Source organism: Mucilaginibacter sp. (assembly GCF_028288205.1).
GTDB lineage: Bacteria > Bacteroidota > Bacteroidia > Sphingobacteriales > Sphingobacteriaceae > Mucilaginibacter.
Genome location: NZ_JAQBOD010000062.1, coordinates 90,640 through 107,614, shown reverse-complemented (window position 1 = coordinate 107,614; position 16,975 = coordinate 90,640). Strand labels below are relative to the sequence as shown.

General features: G+C 38.8%; 14 protein-coding genes. All 14 read left to right on the top strand.

What is annotated here, in order from left to right; translation table 11 throughout:
- Nucleotides 1-93 precede the first annotated feature (93 nt).
- The 14 genes from JWR23_RS16215 (at nt 94) to JWR23_RS16150 (ending at nt 16,757) form a co-directional block, all read left to right on the top strand.
- Nucleotides 94-2,187: a nitrite reductase gene (locus JWR23_RS16215; protein ID WP_299517359.1), complete on the top strand. Its 2,094-nt coding sequence runs from the start codon at nt 94-96 to the stop codon at nt 2,185-2,187.
- Nucleotides 2,184-2,951, top strand: a complete 768-nt coding sequence (gene cobA, locus JWR23_RS16210; RefSeq protein ID WP_299517357.1) for a uroporphyrinogen-III C-methyltransferase — start codon at nt 2,184-2,186, stop codon at nt 2,949-2,951. Before JWR23_RS16215 ends, cobA begins: the two co-directional genes overlap by 4 nt.
- Nucleotides 2,929-4,428 carry a TSUP family transporter gene (locus tag JWR23_RS16205; RefSeq protein WP_299517355.1) on the top strand — a complete coding sequence of 500 codons (1,500 nt, stop codon included), beginning with the start codon at nt 2,929-2,931 and terminating at the stop codon, nt 4,426-4,428. Before cobA ends, JWR23_RS16205 begins: the two co-directional genes overlap by 23 nt.
- Nucleotides 4,428-5,144: a phosphoadenylyl-sulfate reductase gene (locus tag JWR23_RS16200; RefSeq protein WP_299517353.1), complete on the top strand. Its 717-nt coding sequence runs from the start codon at nt 4,428-4,430 to the stop codon at nt 5,142-5,144. Before JWR23_RS16205 ends, JWR23_RS16200 begins: the two co-directional genes overlap by 1 nt.
- Complete coding sequence (cysD, locus tag JWR23_RS16195) at nt 5,141-6,049, top strand: sulfate adenylyltransferase subunit CysD (protein ID WP_299517351.1); 909 nt, start codon at nt 5,141-5,143, stop codon at nt 6,047-6,049. Before JWR23_RS16200 ends, cysD begins: the two co-directional genes overlap by 4 nt.
- Nucleotides 6,050-6,116: 67 nt before the next feature.
- Nucleotides 6,117-7,367, top strand: coding sequence for a GTP-binding protein (locus tag JWR23_RS16190; RefSeq protein ID WP_299517349.1), 1,251 nt, complete (start codon nt 6,117-6,119; stop codon nt 7,365-7,367).
- A 378-nt stretch (nt 7,368-7,745) separates the two neighbouring features.
- Entirely contained in the window at nt 7,746-8,876 is a 1,131-nt protein-coding gene (locus tag JWR23_RS16185) for a porin (RefSeq protein WP_299517347.1), read from the top strand.
- Nucleotides 8,877-8,897: 21 nt separating this feature from the next.
- Complete coding sequence (locus JWR23_RS16180; RefSeq protein WP_299517345.1) at nt 8,898-9,881, top strand: substrate-binding domain-containing protein; 984 nt, start codon at nt 8,898-8,900, stop codon at nt 9,879-9,881.
- A 60-nt stretch (nt 9,882-9,941) separates the two neighbouring features.
- Nucleotides 9,942-10,844, top strand: coding sequence for a phosphate ABC transporter permease subunit PstC (gene pstC, locus JWR23_RS16175; protein WP_299517344.1), 903 nt, complete (start codon nt 9,942-9,944; stop codon nt 10,842-10,844).
- On the top strand, nt 10,841-11,686 hold the full coding sequence (locus JWR23_RS16170) for a PstA family ABC transporter permease (protein ID WP_299517342.1): 846 nt from the start codon (nt 10,841-10,843) through the stop codon (nt 11,684-11,686). The genes pstC and JWR23_RS16170 overlap by 4 nt, the downstream gene beginning before the upstream one ends.
- Before the next feature lies 1 nt (nt 11,687).
- Nucleotides 11,688-12,449 carry a phosphate ABC transporter ATP-binding protein gene (locus JWR23_RS16165; protein ID WP_299517341.1) on the top strand — a complete coding sequence of 254 codons (762 nt, stop codon included), beginning with the start codon at nt 11,688-11,690 and terminating at the stop codon, nt 12,447-12,449.
- Nucleotides 12,450-12,652: 203 nt separating this feature from the next.
- Nucleotides 12,653-13,732 carry a glutamate 5-kinase gene (proB, locus tag JWR23_RS16160; RefSeq protein ID WP_299517339.1) on the top strand — a complete coding sequence of 360 codons (1,080 nt, stop codon included), beginning with the start codon at nt 12,653-12,655 and terminating at the stop codon, nt 13,730-13,732.
- A gap of 4 nt (nt 13,733-13,736) precedes the next feature.
- The gene (locus tag JWR23_RS16155) at nt 13,737-14,981 is read left to right on the top strand and encodes a glutamate-5-semialdehyde dehydrogenase (RefSeq protein ID WP_299517337.1); all 1,245 of its coding nucleotides are present in this window, start codon (nt 13,737-13,739) and stop codon (nt 14,979-14,981) included.
- A 405-nt stretch (nt 14,982-15,386) separates the two neighbouring features.
- Nucleotides 15,387-16,757, top strand: coding sequence for an NAD-dependent succinate-semialdehyde dehydrogenase (locus JWR23_RS16150; protein ID WP_299517336.1), 1,371 nt, complete (start codon nt 15,387-15,389; stop codon nt 16,755-16,757).
- Nucleotides 16,758-16,975 lie beyond the last annotated feature (218 nt).

Below are 16,975 nucleotides of genomic sequence, written 5' to 3'. Positions count from 1 at the left end.
ATACTGATACTTAAAATAGCAAAAAGGATGCAATTTATATATTTGCATAAGCAAGCCCCTAAGGCATTTTTTAACGTACAAATATAAAATACTATGCAAAGCTTCAGAACAGAACTGGAGAACCCGATTGTTGAGAAAGACATAATAGATCTTGAAAAAAAGATCAGGGCTTTTCGTGAAGGAAAAATACATGACGAGAAATTTAGAAGCCTGCGTTTGGCGAGGGGAGTTTACGGCCAACGCCAGCCGGGTGTGCAAATGGTGCGTATTAAATTACCTTTTGGCAAAGTAACATTTAAACAGCTTTTACGCATAGCCGATATATCTGACGAGTATGCAAGCAGTAACCTGCATTTAACTACCCGCCAGGATATACAAATACATTATGTAAGTCTTGATCGTACCCCACAGTTATGGGCCGACCTGGAAAAAGACGATATAACCTTACGCGAAGCATGCGGAAATACAGTAAGAAATGTTACCGCCTCGCCTACCGCCGGGATCGACCCAAAAGAACCGTTTGATGTATCGCCGTATGCACAAGCTACTTTTGAATATTTTCTGCGTAACCCTATTTGCCAGGATATGGGTCGTAAGTTTAAAATATCATTTTCGTCAAGTGATGATGATACCGCCTTTTCCTACATTCATGACATAGGTGTTATACCAAAGATAAATAACAATAATGAGCGTGGTTTTAAGATAATGCTTGGTGGAGGCTTAGGTGCGCAACCTATACTGGCAAGTATTGTCGAAGAATTTTTACCCGAGGATCAACTAATACCTTACATAGAATCTGTTATACGCGTATTTGACCGTTATGGCGAACGTAATAACCGCAACAAGGCCCGTATGAAATATCTCATACAAAAGCTGGGATTGGATGAAGTATTACGCTTAACTAAAATAGAAAGAACTGCAAATAAGGTAAAGAGTTATAAGATAGACAGGGATACAATTGCTATGCCTGCCTTGCCACAACAAACAACCTATCCGCAGGTTGAAATAAGTAACCCTTTACGTTATGAGCAATGGTTGGCTACCAACGTGTTCCAACAAAAGCAGGAAGGTTTTTACGGTGTATATATTAAAGTAGCTGTTGGTGATATCCCTTCTGCTGTTGCACGTAAGCTGGTGGCTGTTTTGGAACCACTTGTGGCTGACGAAATACGTATTACCCAAAACCAGGGTTTAATGTTAAAATATGTTCGTAAAGAAGCTTTACCTGCATTATATAACGGGTTAACAGAATTAGATTTTTCGGCCCCGGGCTTTGATACGGTAGCTGATGTTACCACCTGCCCCGGTACTGATACCTGTAATTTGGGTATATCAAACAGTATGACCTTTGCACGTGTGTTGGAAGATCTGATCTACAATGAATATGAAGAGCTGATTTACAACCGTGATATTAAAATAAAAATAAGTGGCTGTATGAATTCATGCGGTCAGCATGGGTTGGCGCATATAGGCTTTCATGGCAGCTCGCTTAAAGCCGGTGCAAAAGTGTTGCCATCTATGCAGGTTATGCTGGGCGGCGGTACTGTTGGCAATGGTGTTGGCCGTGCTGCCGAAAGAGTTATTAAAGTTCCTGCAAAACGTGCTGCACAGGTATTACGCGATGTATTGGATGATTATAAGGCCAATTCAATTGCCGACGAGGTATTCCATAACTATTACGACAGGCAAGGTAAAGATTACTTTTACCAACTATTAAAACCACTTGCAGATCTTACTACTTTAACTGATGAGGATTTTGTTGACTGGGGTCACCAGGAAACTTATGTATCAGCTATTGGAGTTGGTGAATGTGCCAGTGTGATAATTGATTTGGTAGCTACCTTATTATATGAGTCTGACGAGAAATTGGGTTGGGCGAATGAATCATTTGCAAATGGTGCATGGTCTGATGCTATATATCATTCTTACAATGTGTTTATCGGCTCGGCAAAAGCTTTATTGTTAGATAAAGGTGTTAGTAGCAGTACACAAGTTGGTGTAATACGCGAATTTGATGCACAGTATGTTGCTACAAATGAAATTGAATTGAACACCAGCTTTAATGACCTGGTATTACAAATCAATCAAAACGAACCATCTGAAGAGTTTGCTACAGCTTACAAAGCTGCTGCGACAGCATTTTTAGAAACAGTGAAAGCGAAAAGGGAATCAGTATTACAATCATGAACAACGAACCAAGGATCACTTTAGTTGGCGCAGGTCCGGGTGATGCTGACCTGATAACCCTGAAAGGGATAAAAGCGTTAAAAACAGCTGATGTGGTTTTGTATGATGCTTTAGCTAATGAAGAGTTATTAGAATTTGCTCCTGCACATGCAGAAAAGATATATGTAGGCAAACGCTCTGGCGACCACTCCTATTCACAAGATGCTGTAAATAAATTACTGGTTGATTATGCCATTAATTACGGGCATGTTGTAAGACTTAAAGGCGGCGATCCGTTTGTGTTTGGCAGGGGTTATGAGGAATTAGATTATGCAGCCGCGCACAACATACCTGCGCAGGTTATTCCTGGTGTGTCCAGTTCTATTTCAGTTCCTGGTTTGCAGCATATTCCTGTTACCCATCGTGGTTTAAGCGAAAGCTTTTGGGTGGTAACAGGTACCACCTCCAGCGGCAATATATCAAATGATGTTTATGAAGCTGCCCGTAGCAGGGCTACAATTGTAGTGTTAATGGGCATTCATAAACTGGCAGAAATTGTTGAAATATTTAAAAAAGAAGATAAACACAAACTACCTGTAGCTATAATTCAAAACGGTTCGACCGCGCAAGAGAAACTGGCTATTGGTGTTGTAGATACGATTGTTGAAATTGCTAAAAAGGATGAGATCACTTCGCCGGCTATTATTGTATTTGGCGAAGTAGTGGCATTGCATCCTTTATTCCAATCACGCAGAAAACTATATGACGCTGTTACCCGGAAATAATGCACTAACTACTGTTCAGGATGAAAAAGCCGGAGGCAATCAGCTGTTCCCGGTTTTTTTAAAACTGAACGAATTGCATACAGTGCTTATTGGTGCAGGTAACGTTGGTTTAGAAAAATTAACAGCCATTTTGCACAATAGCCCAAATGCAAAAGTTACTGTTATTGCCGAAAACATTATTCCTGAGGTGTATAATCTATCCTACCCCGGTATAAAGATTATCCAAAAATCTTTTACCGATGATGATCTGGATAATGCTGATATAGTTGTTGCCGCCACAAATGATTCCCAATTAAACAATTACATCAGAGAATCAGCACACCAGCGTAAACTACTGATCAATGTAGCCGATAAGCCCGAACTATGTGATTTTTACCTGGGCTCCATCGTACAAAAAGGTGATCTTAAAATCGGTATATCAACCAACGGAAAATCTCCCACTATCGCCAAACGGCTTAAAGAAGTTTTAAATGAAAGCTTACCAGCCGAACTGGATACTACATTACAGCAAATGAGTGATCTGAGAAATTCATTAACCGGCGATTTTACCTATAAGGTTAAAAAATTAAACGAAGTAACCTCGGTATTATTAGAACCAAAAATAGTTCGTAAAAATTTTCAATGGCTAATTTGGCTGTCAATAATCTTTTCGTTGGCTGTTGGCATAGCAGGATTATGGTCTAACGAGCCGGCATTTAAAAGCTATGTACAGGAAATTAATCCTATATTCTATTACTTTTTAGGAGCGGGTTTTGTATTCGCCTTAATTGATGGAGCCATTGGCATGTCATATGGTGTTACATCTACAACATTCTCTTTAACAATGGGCATCCCTCCTGCTTCAGCGAGTATGGGTGTACACCTTTCAGAAATATTAAGTAATGGCATAGCCGGATGGATGCATTATCGAATGCATAATATTAATTGGCGCTTATTTAAGATGCTTTTAATTCCAGGGATCATTGGTGCTGTATTAGGTGCCTATATTTTATCATCTTTAGAACATTATAGCCAATATTCAAAACCTGTTGTTTCTTTATACACGCTTATTTTAGGGATAGTAATATTTTCTAAAGCGCTGAATTTAAAGCGCAAAAGAACCGGCGGAAAAATAAAAAGAATTCCATTACTGGGCTTTGGCGGTGGTTTCATTGATGCAGTGGGCGGTGGCGGTTGGGGTTCCATTGTACTGTCTACGTTAATTGCCGGCGGGCGCCATCCCCGGTTTTCATTAGGTACGGTAAAATTATCCAGGTTTTTTATAGCGTTAATGAGTTCATTAACCTTTATTACTATGCTGAACGGCGCGCATTGGGAAGCAGTTGCAGGGTTGGTTTTTGGCAGCGCATTAGCAGCACCCATAGCAGCTAAAATATCAAATAAAATATCTACCAAGGCAATAATGATGTCAGTAGCGGTAATAGTAATATTGATAAGCCTGCGAAGCATCATTGTCTTTATAACTAAAATAATATAATGAGTAAATCAGCAGAAAATATAAAGCAACTAACAACAGGTTTAGAACCGGTTGAAGCTTTGGCAAAATTAGCTGAACTTTTTCCTGGCGAGATAGTGTTTTCAACCAGTTTTGGCTGGGAAGACCAGGTTATTACGCACATGATCTTTGCTAATAACCTGCCTATTAAAGTATTTACGCTGGAGACTGGCCGCATATTTCCGGAAACTTACTATGTTTGGAACCGCACAATGGAAATATACGGGCAGCCTATTTATGCCTATTATCCACAGCACGCAGCGGTGGAGCAAATGGTGAATGCAAAGGGGCCAAACAGCTTTTATGAATCGGTGGAGAACCGCAAGGAGTGCTGCGGGATACGTAAAGTGGAGCCATTAAGCCGTGCGCTAAACGGAAATAAATGCTGGATAACCGGTATACGTGCAGAACAATCTGTAAACAGGGCGGATATGCATAATGTAGAATGGGATGAGCAACATAACCTGGTTAAGTTCCATCCTATTTTTAGCTGGACGCTGGATGAAGTAAAAGAATACGTTAAAAAATATAACATACCTTATAATACTTTGCATGACAGGGGTTTCCCAAGTATTGGTTGCCAGCCATGTACAAGAGCAATAAAAGAGGGTGAAGATTTTAGAGCCGGCCGCTGGTGGTGGGAAGACCAGTCAAAAAAAGAATGCGGCCTGCATGAGTTAATAATTGATAACAAATGAGCAAACACAATCAACTGGATTATTTAGACGAGCTTGAAGCAGAAGCCATACATATTTTGCGTGAGGTGGCCGGCCAGTTTGAGCGCCCTGCGCTTTTATTTTCGGGAGGAAAAGATTCTATAACACTGGTGCGTTTGGCCGAAAAGGCTTTCCGTCCGGGTAAGTTTCCTTTCCCACTGGTACATATTGATACTGGCCATAACTTTATTGAAACTATTGAATACCGTGATGCCATGGTTAAACGCCTTGGCGAAAAACTGATAGTTGGCAGTGTGCAGGATTCTATAGATCAGGGCAAAGTAGTTGAACAAAAAGGAAAAAACGCCAGTCGTAATGCTTTACAAACTGTTACCCTGCTGGATACTATTGCTCATCATAAATTTGATGCCTGTATTGGTGGCGCGCGTCGTGATGAAGAAAAAGCACGCGCTAAGGAGCGTATCTTCTCCGTTCGCGATGAATTTGGCCAATGGGACCCAAAACGCCAGCGCCCCGAACTATGGAACATCTATAATGGAAAAATACATAAAGGCGAGAACGTACGCGTGTTCCCTATAAGTAACTGGACAGAATTAGACGTTTGGAACTATATCCGCAGAGAAAAAATAGATCTGCCAACTATATATTTTGCACATGAGCGCGATACAATTGTACGCAATGGCCAATTAATGGCGGCCTCTCCTGTTTTAAATATGGATGAGGAAGATATAATTGAACGCAGAACAGTACGTTTCCGTACCGTTGGCGATATGACTTGTACTGCTGCAGTTGCATCGGACGCATTTTTAATTGACGACATTATAGACGAAATAAGCGCTTCTAAAATAAGCGAACGCGGTGCACGTATGGATGATAAAGTATCCGAAGCTGCAATGGAAGACCGCAAGAAAGGAGGATATTTCTAAATTTCGAATATTTAACCCCGGATTAAATAAATCCGAAATTGAACATCCGAAATACGAAATCATAATTATGGATATATTAAAATTTATAACAGCAGGTAGTGTTGATGATGGTAAAAGTACCCTGATTGGCCGTTTACTATATGATAGTGATTCAATATTAGCCGATCAGCTGGAAGCTTTGCATTCATCAAACCGCAAAAATGATGATGGCAGTATTGACCTTGCAATTTTAACCGATGGCCTAAAAGCCGAGCGTGAACAAGGCATTACTATTGACGTAGCTTACAAATATTTTCAAACTGATAAACGTAAGTTTATAATTGCCGATACTCCGGGGCATATTCAATATACCCGTAATATGGTAACTGGTGCATCAAACGCTAACCTGGCTATTATTTTGATCGATGCCCGTAAAGGTGTTATTGAACAAACTATACGTCACTCTTTCCTGGTAGCGTTATTAGGTATACAACAGGTTGTTGTTTGCATTAACAAAATGGATATGGTTGATTATAGCGAAGAAGTTTATAATAACATATTAAAAGATTATAACACCTTAGCCGGCAAAGTTGGACTTGAAAACGTTCATCCTATACCTGTAAGCGCACTTAAGGGCGATAACATTGTTAACAATTCGTTAAACATGAGCTGGTACAAAGGCGAAAGCCTTTTGCACTTCCTGGAAACAGTTGATGTATCTGTTGATAACAGCACCGAACATGCCCGTTTCCCTGTACAGTGGGTTATACGCCCGCAAACCGATGAACTGCATGATTACCGTGGTTATGCCGGTCGTGTATCAAGCGGATCATTTAAGGTTAATGATAAGGTTACGGTATTGCCATCAGGCTTTACTTCTACCATCACAAAAATTGAGTTGCTGGATAAAGAACCTGAAGAAGCAGTAGCAGGTATGTCTGTAACCGTGCATTTAAAGGATGAAATTGATATAAGCCGTGGCGATCTGTTAGTAAACAGCAGCTACCAACCAGAAGTATCACAATTAATAGAGGCTGATCTTTGTTGGATGGATACCCGAGCTTTGGATACCACTCACACCTATTTTATACAGCATAACAGCAAGGTGACCCGGTGCAAAATACAGGAGACACTTTATAAGGTTAATATCAATACGCTTGAAAAAGAATACAATGAAGATTTTAAGTTAAATGACATTGGCCGCATTATTATAAAAACTGCCGACCCATTAGCTTTTGATAAATATCAGGATAACAAAGCCAATGGCGGCGCTATTATTATTGATAGCCGTACCAATGTAACAGTCGGTGCGTTAATGCTGCGTTCTGTGGCTGATTAGATATAATCATATCATAATAATTTAAGCGGGTAAGTTTTCTTACCCGCTTTTTTGTTTTTAATATACCGTATTGCGATTTTTTAAGGATTTCAATATATTGAAAATCAATTACATACACTTAATATTTAAATTATTTAAAAATATTTTTTGGATGCTATTATATTAATCTTACTTTTACACTACTAAACAGGTAGATATTATAGAATTAATAGACTAAATGAAAATATTTAAACACTTCCACACCTTAAAACCCATGCGAATGGGTTATTCAATTAGCCCCTCTTTCCGTTACTGTTGTTGCTGTTGCTGTTGCTGATTCAATAACACACACAGTCCATTTTCATTAACCTTTTTTACAATTACAATATCACTATATATATGAAACACGCATATCTACTAAAATCATTATTTGTATTTACCATACTATTCTCTGCTATTGCAGCAAAAGCACAACAAAGTGAAGATTTGTTAAATCTTCTTATCCAAAAAAAAGTAATCAGCCAATCAGAAGCTGATTCTATCCGCTCTGAAAATGCGTTGAAAGAACAGCAGAAAAAAGACAATCAAAAAACTTTCCCGCTATCACTTGGAAAAGCATTGAATTTAACCGGTTTATTCCAGGAACGTTACCAGGGTTTCCAGGGAACATCAGGCATTGATGGTTTCGACACACGTCGCGCCCGCCTTGATTTTAAAGGCGCTATATCCAATAATTGGGATTATGAATTATATGTTGAATTTGCAGGTACACCGGCATTGGTAGATGGTTATACCACATATAAGTTCGCTGATTATTTAAAAATATCAGCGGGCCAGTTTAAAATTCCATTTTCGGCAGAAAGTTTAACTTCCGATAGTCAATTAGAGTTAATTGACCGCTCGCAGGTGGGAGAAGCATTAAATGCAAGAGCAAAAGACGTTTTAGGCAATCAAAATGGTCGCGATATTGGTGCACAAATTAGTGGTAGTTTCTTAAAATTAAATGACAACTACTTGTTTGATTATACCTTCGCGGTATTAAATGGTAATGGAATTAATAGAGCCGATAATAATCAGGATAAAGATGTATCCGGTAGATTTACGGTTCATCCTATTGCTAACTTGGCCTTATCGTATGACTTTTATCATGGCCGTGATATATATGGTACTTCTACCGCGACACAGGTGCGCAACAGGCAGGGATTTGATGCCCGTTATGTATATGGCCCATTATCATTGACCGCAGAATATGATAAAGGTACAGATGCCCTTATAAAAAGAGATGGCTGGTACGGACAAGCTGCTTATTTTATCATACCTAAAAAACTGCAGTTAGCAGCAAAATATGATACTTACGATCCGAACAGTGTAGTATATACCGATCGCAGCACCTGGTATATAGGCGGCATTAACTATTTCTTCAACCCGTGGACAAAATTATATGTTAACTATACATACAAACGCGAAGAGATACCTACCGCCCAGGTTAAAAACAATGTATTCGCGGCAGAAATTCAGATACAATTTTAAACAAGGTTAATCCTATATAATATGAAAAAGATATTCTCAAAAAATCAAACCATCTTATTAACTACCCTGGCACTAAGTGTATTGGTAGTAGCCTCATCATTTATTAATAAGATCAATAAACCAACTCTTGCTGATGATGACCTGGAAGGAACGATAAGTATTTCAGGTGCTTTCGCCCTTTACCCTATTACTGTTAAATGGGCAGAGGAATTCAGGAAGCTGCATCCAAAGGTTAAGTTCAATATTTCGGCCGGCGGTGCTGGTAAAGGCATTACCGACGCCTTATCAAACCTGGTTGATATAGGCTTAGCTTCGCGCGATATTAGTCCCGAAGAAGTAAAAAAAGGCGCTTATACCATCTATGTAACCAAAGACGCGGTTGTACCAACTTTTAACACCGGAAACCCTAACGCGGCAGCTTTATTGGCGAAGGGCGTTAAAAGAGACCAGTTTTTAAATGTATTTGTTACCGGCAGCATAAAGGATTGGAAACAATTGGCAGGTAATGTATCTGTACCAATTCATATCTACACCCGGTCTGACGCTGCCGGGGCTGCCGAAACATGGGCAAAATACTTCAACAAGAAACAAGAAGATTTGCTTGGTGTAGCTGTATATGGCGATCCGGGTTTAGCGCAAGCTGTTAAAAAGGATGTTACTGCAATTGGCTTTAATAACATAGCTTATTTATATGACCTGAAAACACGCAAACAGGTTGCCGGTGTACATGCTTTACCCATCGACGTAAACGGAAATGGTAAAATTGACGCTAACGAAAATTTTTATAGTACAGTTGACGAATTGACCGATGCTATTGCTACCGGAAAATACCCCTCTCCTCCTGCCCGTAATCTTGGCTTCCTTTTTAAAGGAAAACCAAAGAAAAAAGAACTGGTAGAGTTTGTAAAATATGTATTAACTGATGGCCAGAAATTTGTTGACGAGAACGGATACATCGCACTTTCTAAACAAAAATTGCAGGAAGAATTAAAGAAAGCACAATAATAAAGGCTTCCAACTATCTATGGAAACTTAATTATATTAGCTTTCTTTATACTACTAAAAATGATACTACAGCGAATACGCTTTCTAAAAGATAAATTTATTTCAAAACTGATGCTGGTGTTTACACTGGCATCGGTTTCTTTAGTTTTTGTGATAGGCATAGGTTTATACTATCGGTCCATCCCTATTCTAAATAAACTTTCATGGTTTGACCTGCTAACCAAAAGCGCCTGGAAACCCATGAAGGGCCTGTTTGGTTTCTACCCATTTATAATGGGTACTTTATGGGTAACTGCAATTGCTATCATCATAGCCTTACCTCTTTCCATATTTACCTCACTCTATTTGGTAGAATACGCTCATGCAAAAATTAAACGGGTATTAATACCTTTTGTTAACCTGTTATCAGGCATACCGCCTGTTATTTACGGCGTATGGGGGGTATTGTTTATTGTACCACTTATACAGGAACATATAGCGCCGCATTTTATTGAGTTCTCCACCGGTTACAGCGTATTAGCTGGCGGTATAGTACTGGCGGTAATGATATTTCCGCTGATAGTAAGCATCATTACAGAAGTGCTCACAACCATACCGCAGGACCTGAAAGATGCTTCACTATCTATCGGCGCAACCAAATGGGAAACTATAAAAAAGGTTATTATCCGTAAAGCAACACCCGGTATAATAGCCGCTACTGTATTAGCCATATCACGGGCGTTTGGCGAAACTATTGCGGTTTTAATGGTTTGCGGTAATAATGCGGTTGTGCCACATTCTGTTTTTGATACCGGATACCCGTTACCGGCGCTTATAGCCAATAATTATGGTGAAATGATGTCTATACCATTGTATGATTCGGCTTTAATGTTTGCCGCCTTATTACTTTTTATCATCATCCTGTTATTTAACATTATATCGCGGGTAATACTGGCACGTTTAGAAAGGAATTTAACAACATGATAAAGCGTAAAATAGAAGAGCTATTTTTTAAAGTGCTCATGATATTGGCAACTATAATAGTAACGGGTAGTTTCTTCCTGATAGTAGGAACCATATTTTCAAAGGGAGTCCCGTACATGAATTTGGATATGATAACCAAAATCCCAGGTGGTGGTTTTTATATTGGTAAAGAAGGTGGCGTGTTAAATGCCATAATTGGTTCATTATATATAGCCGGTGGGGCTACTATCCTTGGGCTTATTATAAGTATCCCGGTGGCCATTTATATCAACATGTACATTGATGGTAAAAAATTCAAATCAAACCTGATACGCCTGGCATTTGATGTGCTTTTTGGGATACCTTCAATAGTTTATGGCGCGTTCGGTTTTTTAATAATGGTTTATTTTGGCATAAGGGCATCATTACTTGGCGGCATTATAGCCGTAACCTTATTAGTTATACCCATACTGGTACGTACATTAGATGAAGTAATACGCACAGTTCCCGGCGAACTGCGTGATGCTGCCTTATCATTAGGCGCTACACGTTGGGAAGCGGCTAAAGTTATTTTGCGCCAAATACGCCCGGGAATATTCACCGCCATCCTGTTATCTTTTGGCAGGGGTATTGGCGATGTTGCATCAGTATTATTTACTGCCGGGTTTAGTGACAATATACCCACTTCATTACATGAGCCTGCCGCTACACTACCGCTTGCTATATTTTTCCAGCTGGGCAGCCCGGTTGAAGAAGTACAGGGGCGCGCCTATGCTTCCGCGTTAATTTTAACTATTGTGGTGTTGATCATCACGGTATTAGCCGAATTATTGATAAAGAAATTTTCTAAACACAAAATCTAAAATGACAAACACTCCGCATATTAGTGTGCAGGATTTTAATGTATACATCGAAAATCAGCACATTTTAAAAAATATAAACATCAACATCCCTAATAAGAGCGTTACTTCTATTATCGGCCCGTCCGGCTGCGGTAAAACAACTTTGCTAAAATCATTTAACAGGTTACTGGATAATACTGCCAATGTAAAAATTGATGGTAAGGTTTTGGTTGACGGTGAGAACATATATGACCCAAACGTAGAGGTAACCCATATCCGTAAAAAAATGGGGCTCCTGTCTCAACGGCCCTATCCTTTACCTATGTCTATTTATGATAATGTGGCATACGGGCCGCGCATACATGGTATCCGCAACAAAAGTGAATTGGACGAACTGGTTGAATTGCAACTAAAGGCAACCGGTCTTTGGAATGAGGTAAAAGATCGTTTAAATGCATCGGCCACCCGTTTGTCAATCGGTCAGCAACAACGTCTTTGCCTGGCACGTGGTTTGGCTGTAGAACCCGAAATAATTTTGGGAGATGAATCAACATCGGCATTAGACCCCGTTTCAACCCATATAATTGAAGATCTTTTTATCAATTTAAAACAAAAATATACCATAGTTTTAGTAACACATATATTGCGCCAGGCCCGCCGCGTATCAGACTATATTATTTTTGTTTACATGGGTAAGATCATTGAGTTTGGCCCCACTGAAGAAGTTTTATTGAATCCGAAGGAAGAGCTCACAAGGGAATATGTTAAAGGTTTTATAAGCTAAATAAATGTTAAAAACATATGCTTTTTGTGAAAAATCATATGTTTTTTTAATATTTTCTTATCTATTTATTTAAAAACAGCTCATTTTCACGTAATTGGCTATAAAAAATAGTTTTAATTGTCATTTTTAAACTTATTCATCTAAAATACGAGCAATAAGCTTAATAATTACGATATTTATAGCGTTTTCTATATAAATACATAATGGCATTTAGCTATAAACGGATAGTAATAAAAATTGGGTCGAACGTTTTAACCCAAAGCAATGGCTTGCCAGACCAGCAACGTATAAGCAAACTGGCAGAGCAAATTTCAACTATAAAACAGCAAGGTGTCGAGGTAATATTAGTATCATCAGGCGCTGTTGCTGCGGGAAGAAGTTTGATAACCGTTTCTGATAAATATGATGCTATAGCAGCACGCCAGTTATTGGCTTCTATAGGGCAGGTTAAACTCATTAATACTTATGCGCAATTATTTGAAAAACACAATATATTATGCTCACAAGTACTGGTAACAACCGAAGATTTTAAAGGCAGGCAGCATTATTTAAACATGAAAAACTGCCTGGAGATATTATTGCAGCACCAGGTTATCCCAATAGTAAATGAAAATGATGTAGTATCGGTAACCGAACTCATGTTTACTGATAATGATGAGCTGGCCGGGCTTATTGCTTCTATGTTAAATGCCCAGGCCCTTATTATTTTAACCAATGTTGATGGCATTTATGATGGCAACCCTAATGACGAAGGATCGGCTATAATTGAAGAAGTTATTGATACTGGCATCGATTTTGCCTCATTTGTCACTTCGGGCCGGTCGCAATTTGGGCGTGGTGGCATGATAACAAAATCGCATATGGCGCAAAAAACAGCACGTTTGGGTATAGCTGTACATATTGCTAATGGTACAAGGGATAATATTTTGACAGATATTCTTACCAATACAGTACCACATACGCGTTTCATTCCTAATAAAACAGCATCCGAAAAGAAGAAATGGATAGCCCATTCAGAGAAATCGGCTACAGGTATTGTACAGGTTAATGCCGGAGCTAAAATCGCTCTTATATCAAGCAAGGCTACCAGTTTATTACCAGTTGGAATTGTGAACATTTTAACCGACTTTAAAAAAGGCGAAATAATTAAACTGATTGATGAACAAAATGAACTAATAGGCTTGGGTATTGCCGAATATGGCGCCGATAAGGCAATAGAAAGCATGGGCAAAAAAAACCAAAAGCCACTGGTACATTATGATTATCTTTATTTATTAGGTTAATAAAATGAGCTATAACCAATATTTTGAAAATGCACAGATAGCTGCAAGGAAGCTGAATATAACATCGGAAACGATTAACCGCGTATTGATAGATCTGGCGGCAGAAGCCATCGCGCAAACAAATTATTTGCTGGAAGAGAATCAAAAAGATCTTGACCGTATGGATAGTACTAATCCAAACTATGACAGATTAAAGCTTACTGCTGGGCGCATACAGGATATTGCTAAGGATATTATAAATGTAGCTGGCTTAGAAAACCCGTTAGGGCATATACTTTCAGAAAAAACAATGCCGAATGGCTTACACATTTCAAAGATAAGCGTGCCTTTAGGTACTATAGGTGTAATATATGAAGCAAGGCCCAATGTTACCTTTGATGTGTTTACATTATGCTTTAAAACAGGCAATATCAGTATTTTAAAAGGAGGAAGTGATGCGGCTTACTCTAACCAGGCTATTATTTCTGTTATCCATAAAGTACTATCAAAAAATAATATTGATGTTAATGTAACCACTCTCCTGCCTGTAGAGCGGGAAGCAGCCGATGCGCTGTTAAACGCGGTGGGGTACGTTGACGTGATTATTCCACGCGGTAGCCAGGGTTTAATTAACCATGTAAGGCAAACCAGTAAAGTGCCTGTAATTGAAACAGGAGCCGGTATTGTTCATACTTATTTTGATGAATCTGCCGATTTGAAAAAAGGAACTGATATTATTTTTAATTCAAAAACCCGCAGAGTAAGCGTGTGTAACGCGCTGGATTGCGCCATTATCCATTCGGAACGATTAAAGGATCTGCCTGCATTGGCTAAACCATTAGGCGAAGCCGGGGTAGAAATTTTTGCTGATGAATTATCATATATTGTATTAAAAGAAAGTTATCCTGTGCAACTTTTACATAAAGCCGGACCTGAACACTTTGGTACCGAGTTTTTATCAATGAAAATGGCTGTTAAAACAGTTGATACTTTTCAGCAAGCGCTTGACCATATTGCAGTACATAGCTCAAAACACAGCGAAGCTATTATTACAGAAGATCCTGAAAATATGGAAACCTTTTTAAACCGGGTTGATGCAGCAGCAGTATACGTTAATACGTCCACGGCGTTTACTGACGGGGCCCAGTTTGGTTTGGGTGCAGAAATAGGCATTAGTACTCAAAAGCTCCACGCGCGCGGCCCAATGGGCCTGCAGGAACTAACCAGCTATAAATGGTTAGTTAAAGGAAACGGACAAACACGTCCATAAAGTTAAAAACTAACCTCTTCGCAGCAGTTTCTCGTAGCGCATCCTGCCAGGACAGTAATAATTATTACGTTATTGCATTAAAAAATGGGGGGCAAAGTGTTTCACAAAATAATGAAACACATGAAACACTCTTTTAGGTTAACTTATTGATATTTAGTAACTTGATAAAATGAGTGAAACACTTTGAAACAGTACAAATACTTTAAGTAAATTGGTATAAATACCTTATAATTAGTATTTTATGCTGTTTTCCTGATTTTTGCAAATTCGGGGTGAAACACCTGATGTGAAACACTTTTTTTTAGTTTGCGACCCCACCGGTACAATACTATTGATGTAAATTTGTATACCGTCTTTTCATGGACTATTACTTAGTTGATTACAAGTAATTAAATAAAAAATTCTATGGACATATTCTCAGTAAATCCGGCAAATGGTAAAACTATTGATCATTACAGATCGCATACCAATAAACAGGTTAAACTAAATATTGAACAAACACATGCGGCCTGGCTCAAATGGAAAGAATCATCATTTACAGCACGTAGTTATTATTTGGTTAACATGGCTAAAGTGTTGTTAAATCAAAAAAATGAACTGGCGCGGTTAATGGCTTTAGAAATGGGTAAACCAATAAAACAAGGTATTGCCGAAGTTGAGAAATGTGCCTCAGTTTGCGATTATTATGCTAAAAATGCCGTCGGCTTTTTAAAGGATCAATTGGTTAAAACCGAGGCTTCAAAAAGTTTTATAACTTTTCAGCCAATAGGGGTTGTGTTAGCTATTATGCCGTGGAACTTTCCATTCTGGCAGGTATTTCGCTTTCTGGCCCCTGCTTTAGCTGCCGGTAATTGCGGCATATTAAAACATGCATCAAATGTGCCGGGCTGCGCTATAGCTATCCAGGGGATTGTTGAACAATCCGGGTTTCCAGAAAACGTATTTCAAACAATCCTGGTAAGCAGTGATAAAATTGATAAGATAATTGAAAACCCGTTAATAAAAGCAGTGACAATTACCGGGAGCACAAATGCCGGAAAAAAAGTTGCCGCTAAAGCCGGCTTATTAATAAAAAAGACGGTATTAGAATTAGGCGGCAGTGATGCTTATGTAATTTTGGAAGATGCCGACCTGGATAAAGCAGCGGAAACATGCGTTAATAGCCGCATTATAAACAGCGGGCAAAGCTGCATAGCAGCTAAAAGGTTTATCGTAGTTAAATCTGTCGAAAAGGAATTTATAAAGCTTTTCTACAAAAAAATGAAAGCTAAAATAATGGGCGATCCATTAAATGAAGCCACCGATATCGGTCCGCAGGCACGGGTTGATCTGCGTGATGAATTGCATAACCAGGTAAAACGGTCCATTAAAAAAGGGGCTAAATGTATTTTAGGCGGTGAACTGCCTAAAGGAAATAATGCTTATTACCCACCCACCATATTAACCAAAGTAAAAAAAGGAATGCCGGCTTATGATGAGGAATTATTTGGCCCGGTAGCTGCTATTATTTCTGCCAGGGACGAAACAGATGCCATACGAATTGCTAATGACAGCGTATTTGGATTAGGCGCCGCGGTGTTTACAAATGATAAAATCAAAGGCGAATTAATAGCCTCAACTCAAATAGAAGCAGGTTCATGTTTTGTTAATGCCATGGTTAAATCAGATCCGCGTTTGCCATTTGGTGGCATTAAAGAATCAGGCTATGGCCGTGAACTGGGCATGTTTGGGATACATGAATTTGTAAATATAAAAACGGTTTGGATTAATGAGTAGTGAATTATGAGAGGCAAATAGTTTATATAACTACCAAATATGGAGTTAACTAATAAGAAATATATATTGATAATCAATTATTTATAAAGATTATATAATCATATACTTCAGTTACATAAAAATGAACGCAGCGATATTGAACACAAAATAACAACTCACCATTTTACCATTAGCTGACTTCATCCCCTATCATCCTAAATCACAATAATGTATCTTTG

Excerpts from the sequence above, each read along its gene's own strand:
- cysD (WP_299517351.1), top strand. The coding sequence starts at position 5,141 with ATGAGCAAACACAATCAACTGGATTATTTAGACGAGCTTGAAGCAGAA.
- JWR23_RS16170 (WP_299517342.1), top strand. The coding sequence starts at position 10,841 with ATGATAAAGCGTAAAATAGAAGAGCTATTTTTTAAAGTGCTCATGATA.
- JWR23_RS16165 (WP_299517341.1), top strand. The coding sequence starts at position 11,688 with ATGACAAACACTCCGCATATTAGTGTGCAGGATTTTAATGTATACATC.
- JWR23_RS16190 (WP_299517349.1), top strand. The coding sequence starts at position 6,117 with ATGGATATATTAAAATTTATAACAGCAGGTAGTGTTGATGATGGTAAA.
- JWR23_RS16150 (WP_299517336.1), top strand. The coding sequence starts at position 15,387 with ATGGACATATTCTCAGTAAATCCGGCAAATGGTAAAACTATTGATCAT.
- pstC (WP_299517344.1), top strand. The coding sequence starts at position 9,942 with ATGATACTACAGCGAATACGCTTTCTAAAAGATAAATTTATTTCAAAA.
- JWR23_RS16200 (WP_299517353.1), top strand. The coding sequence starts at position 4,428 with ATGAGTAAATCAGCAGAAAATATAAAGCAACTAACAACAGGTTTAGAA.
- JWR23_RS16185 (WP_299517347.1), top strand. The coding sequence starts at position 7,746 with ATGAAACACGCATATCTACTAAAATCATTATTTGTATTTACCATACTA.
- JWR23_RS16205 (WP_299517355.1), top strand. The coding sequence starts at position 2,929 with ATGACGCTGTTACCCGGAAATAATGCACTAACTACTGTTCAGGATGAA.
- JWR23_RS16155 (WP_299517337.1), top strand. The coding sequence starts at position 13,737 with ATGAGCTATAACCAATATTTTGAAAATGCACAGATAGCTGCAAGGAAG.
- cobA (WP_299517357.1), top strand. The coding sequence starts at position 2,184 with ATGAACAACGAACCAAGGATCACTTTAGTTGGCGCAGGTCCGGGTGAT.
- proB (WP_299517339.1), top strand. The coding sequence starts at position 12,653 with ATGGCATTTAGCTATAAACGGATAGTAATAAAAATTGGGTCGAACGTT.
- JWR23_RS16215 (WP_299517359.1), top strand. The coding sequence starts at position 94 with ATGCAAAGCTTCAGAACAGAACTGGAGAACCCGATTGTTGAGAAAGAC.
- JWR23_RS16180 (WP_299517345.1), top strand. The coding sequence starts at position 8,898 with ATGAAAAAGATATTCTCAAAAAATCAAACCATCTTATTAACTACCCTG.